Genomic DNA, 3,749 nt, shown 5'->3' with positions numbered 1-3,749 from the left:
GGGCATCTATACCCATGATGCGATCGCAGATACCCGTCAGCAACCGCAATTGTCCGCCGAGGAGATGTTAGCCGTCACCACAGCTACAGTTTCGCGTTTAATTGCCGATGATAAATTTGTCGTCGCCGTCGGGGGTGAACACGCTATCACCACTGGAGTAGTACAAGCTTACCAACAAGCTTTATCGGAACCTTTTACGGTGGTTCAAATTGATGCCCATGGCGATATGCGTTTTGAGTACGAAGGCTCCCACCATAACCACGCCTGCGTGATGCGTCGGGTGTTAGAAATGGGTTTACCGACCTTACCCGTGGGAATTCGGGCTATTTGTCGAGAAGAAGCGGAATTAATCGCTAAACAGCAGATTCCCGTGATTTGGGATCGAGATATCGCCGGTGATCCGAATTGGATCGAAAAAGCGATCGCCAAAATTACCACCGAGAAAGTATTTTTAACCATAGACGTGGATGGTATAGATCCGGCTTTAATTCCGGGGGTGGGAACCCCGGAACCGGGGGGGTTAAGTTGGCATCAAACCCTAGGCTTTCTCCGTCGTCTTTTCCAAACTCATCAGGTGATTGGCTGCGATGTGATGGAATTGGCCCCGATTAGTGATTCGGTGGTCTCAGAATTTACCACTGCCAAGTTAATTTATAAGTTAATTGGCTATCAATTTATTGCCTAGGGGCTTGCCTAATTAGAAGCAATCGTGTTATAATAACAATTCGTGCGGACGTATAGCTCAGTTGGTTAGAGTACATCGTTGACATCGATGGGGTCACTGGTTCGAATCCAGTTACGTCCATAAATTATCTGCCCTAGTCCCGGTCATAACCTTCATCTCTAATGATAGGATGAACGATCGAAGCTCTCCAGACAAATCTTATGACTAGCTTACTGCGCGACTTTTGGTATGTGGCCACACCGGCAAATAAACTTAAACCCGGTCAGCTAATGGCCAAAAAAATGCTAGGTGAACCGATTGTTGTTGGCAGGAGAGAGGATGGAGAAGTGTTCGCATTGCGGGATATTTGCCCCCATCGTGGCATTCCGCTGCACCATGGCTGGATTGAAGGGGATGGGGTGTACTGTTGCTATCATGGCTGGAAATTTAACACTAGCGATGGCGTTTGTTCTGAAATCCCCTCATTAACTGAACACGATCGCCTTGATATTAGCAGAATTTGTGTCACCAGTTATCCCTGTCGTGAAATACAAGGTCATATCTGGGTGTTTATTCCGGCAGACTCAAAAAGAGAAATTAATCGAGAAAATCTGCCCCCTGTGCCGACTATTGCCGATTTTGGCAAACTTACCCCCAAAATAGCCGAAACTATCACTTTTGACTGCAATATTGACCATGCAGTGGTGGGATTGATGGATCCGGCCCACGGTCCCTACGTTCATACTTCTTGGTGGTGGCGCAGCGGTCCGCGCCAATTTCGGGTCAAGGAAAAACAATACGAACCTGTTCCCCTCGGTTTTCGTCTTGCCCCCTATGATATGCCTGTAAGTGCGAAACCTTATAAAATTTTGGGTAATAAAGTATCGATTGAAATTGTTTTTGAATTGCCCTCGGTGCGTACAGAAATACTACGAGGCGACCGCCATTTAGCCTGTGCTTTTACGGCAATTACTCCCATCGATGAAAATCACTGCGAAGTCCATCAAAGTTTATACTATACGATCCCTTGGTTGGCATTTTTAACCCCTCTTTTGCGTTATTTAACTCGACAATTCCTCAAACAGGATCGCGATGTGGTGATTAAACAACAGGAGGGACTTAGTTATCATCCAGCTTTGATGTTAATTGATGATGCCGATACCCAGGCCAAATGGTATTATCGCCTCAAGCAAGAATACGAAAAATCTCAAGCAGAAAAACGGGATTTTGTCAACCCCATTAAAGCACAAATTTTACGGTGGCGCAGTTAGAATTTGATCATTTTATGACTGGACTTCCCCTTTGACAAAAGGTGATAACCTCTGCTTTAGGAGGGATTAAGAGAATTTCTGATGTCCTCTTACTGGGTACAAATCAGGGAAACCTTTCATAAATCTAAGGCTTTCTCTAAGTCTAATCATTGTCCTAAACTAGGCCTACAAGTCTCGCCATTAAATCCTCTTGCTGTGGCTAATTTTGATAATATCATCGGGTAATTTTGAGAGGTTGCCAAGGGTTCTTTTTTTTGACTTGATCTCCTTTTTAGCAAATATGATCCATCCCTGTCTATTAAGAAATATTACAATAAACATGGGTACGTTAAGAAAAGTTAACGGGTTTATCCATTGTAGTGACGAAAAAATTAACGGATTGACCGCAGGGATTGCCTATCAGCAATTCACAAACCGGGGGATTTTAATCGCTTTGGTTGTCGCTATTTTAGGAGGTGCGGCTAAACTTTTTGTTTTTTTCCCTCCCATTAATCTTTTGATAAAATTCCTTGTAAAAAAGCGGTAGTTTTTAAATCAATCCCTGTAATTGCCGTGCCAACAACTACCGAATATGCACCAACTTCGAGGGCTTTTTTTGCTTCTGTTGGAGTCGATATTCCTCCTTCACAGATAACAGGAACTGATAACTTATTAACTAATTCTTCTAGGAAAGAAAAACTCGGCGGTGGTAGATTTTTAGTTGCTTCTGTGTAACCGTAAAGAGTTGTACCGACAATATCAGCACCGGCTGCCACGGCATAAATAGCACTTTCGATCGAGTCTATATCTGCCATGACTAATTTACCAGTTTCCTGATGAATACGATCGATAATTGTGGCTAAATTTTCATCATTAGGACGCTTTCTTGGGGTAGCATCCAAGGCAATGATATCGGCACCCGCATCGGCAATAGCGAGAGCATCTTGATATTTGGGAGTAATATATACCGAACAATCGCGATAATTGCGTTTCCAGAGCCCAATTATCGGTATATCCGGCAATTGTTGACGGGTGGCTTTCAGATGAGCGGGACTATCAATTCTGACCCCACAAGCACCCCTATCCACGCAAGCATGAGCCATGGCGGCAATAATTACAGGATCGTGCAGAGATGACTCCACTGGTGCTTGACAGGAGACGATTAAACCTGATTTTAAGGTTTCTATTCTCATAAATTGAGGAGCGGGGATTTCAGTTATCAGTGAGCAGTAATCAGTAATCAGTGAAAAGAGAGCCAAACTTGTCAATAGACATCTCCAAGAATTATAACCCAATCACAGCTTACTTTTCTCTTGTGTACTAATTAGGGTGTGCTGAAAAAGTTTGTTGGTGGGGTTAAGGAGTCAGGAGTCTCCGAGTCAGGAGTCACTATTCAGGAGTTTCAGGCTTTGTTGCCCTCTCTTTTCGTACCAATTTATGTACTACAAGAAGGATAATGCCAGGTTTTTGAGAGTCCCAATCCGATTTTCGCAGCATGAACATCGGATTTTAACAGGTCAAAAGCCTTATTTTAAAAGGGTTTTACCATTATTCAGCAAACCCTAATTAAGTAGTTCGACAATTGAGATATACATCTTTCGTTGCTAATTCAATTTTATTGAAAAAATATGGAGTAATTAAACCATTTCTATTTGCATAAATCTCTTAAGCAGAAAAACTTTTAGCCTTGGAATAATATTAGGTCTATGTCTAATGGGCATCGTTCACTTAAAACTCAAATCTGATAACTGATAACTGATTTTGGACTTAGATTACTTAGGGCTGGCTGAATAAATGTGAAATATAGACTAGGTAAGGGTCTTAGGGTCTTTTTT

At 42.6% G+C, this 3,749-nt stretch carries 4 protein-coding genes and 1 tRNA gene; 4 read left to right on the top strand and 1 reads right to left on the bottom strand.

Features of this window, described 5'->3' with window-relative positions; all coding sequences use genetic code 11:
• The 4 genes from speB to IM500_RS24350 form a co-directional block, all read left to right on the top strand.
• The coding region (speB, locus tag IM500_RS24365) for an agmatinase (protein WP_287739692.1) at positions 1–685 on the top strand (685 nt) is incomplete at its 5' end.
• Positions 686–731: 46 nt separating this feature from the next.
• A tRNA-Val gene (locus IM500_RS24360) sits at positions 732–805 on the top strand.
• Between the two features lie 80 nt (positions 806–885).
• On the top strand, positions 886–1,935 hold the full coding sequence (locus tag IM500_RS24355) for a Rieske 2Fe-2S domain-containing protein (RefSeq protein WP_287739691.1): 1,050 nt from the start codon (positions 886–888) through the stop codon (positions 1,933–1,935).
• Between the two features lie 81 nt (positions 1,936–2,016).
• On the top strand, positions 2,017–2,160 hold the full coding sequence (locus IM500_RS24350) for an RING finger protein (RefSeq protein WP_190723723.1): 144 nt from the start codon (positions 2,017–2,019) through the stop codon (positions 2,158–2,160).
• 263 nt (positions 2,161–2,423) lie between these two features.
• Here IM500_RS24350 and IM500_RS24345 read toward each other — a convergent pair whose 3' ends face one another.
• Positions 2,424–3,107: an N-acetylmannosamine-6-phosphate 2-epimerase gene (locus IM500_RS24345; RefSeq protein WP_190723724.1), complete on the bottom strand. Its 684-nt coding sequence runs from the start codon at positions 3,105–3,107 to the stop codon at positions 2,424–2,426.
• Positions 3,108–3,749 lie beyond the last annotated feature (642 nt).

The organism is Microcystis sp. M179S2 (genome assembly GCF_020245805.1).
Lineage (GTDB): Bacteria > Cyanobacteriota > Cyanobacteriia > Cyanobacteriales > Microcystaceae > Microcystis > Microcystis aeruginosa.
This window is presented reverse-complemented; position numbering and strand designations above follow the sequence as displayed.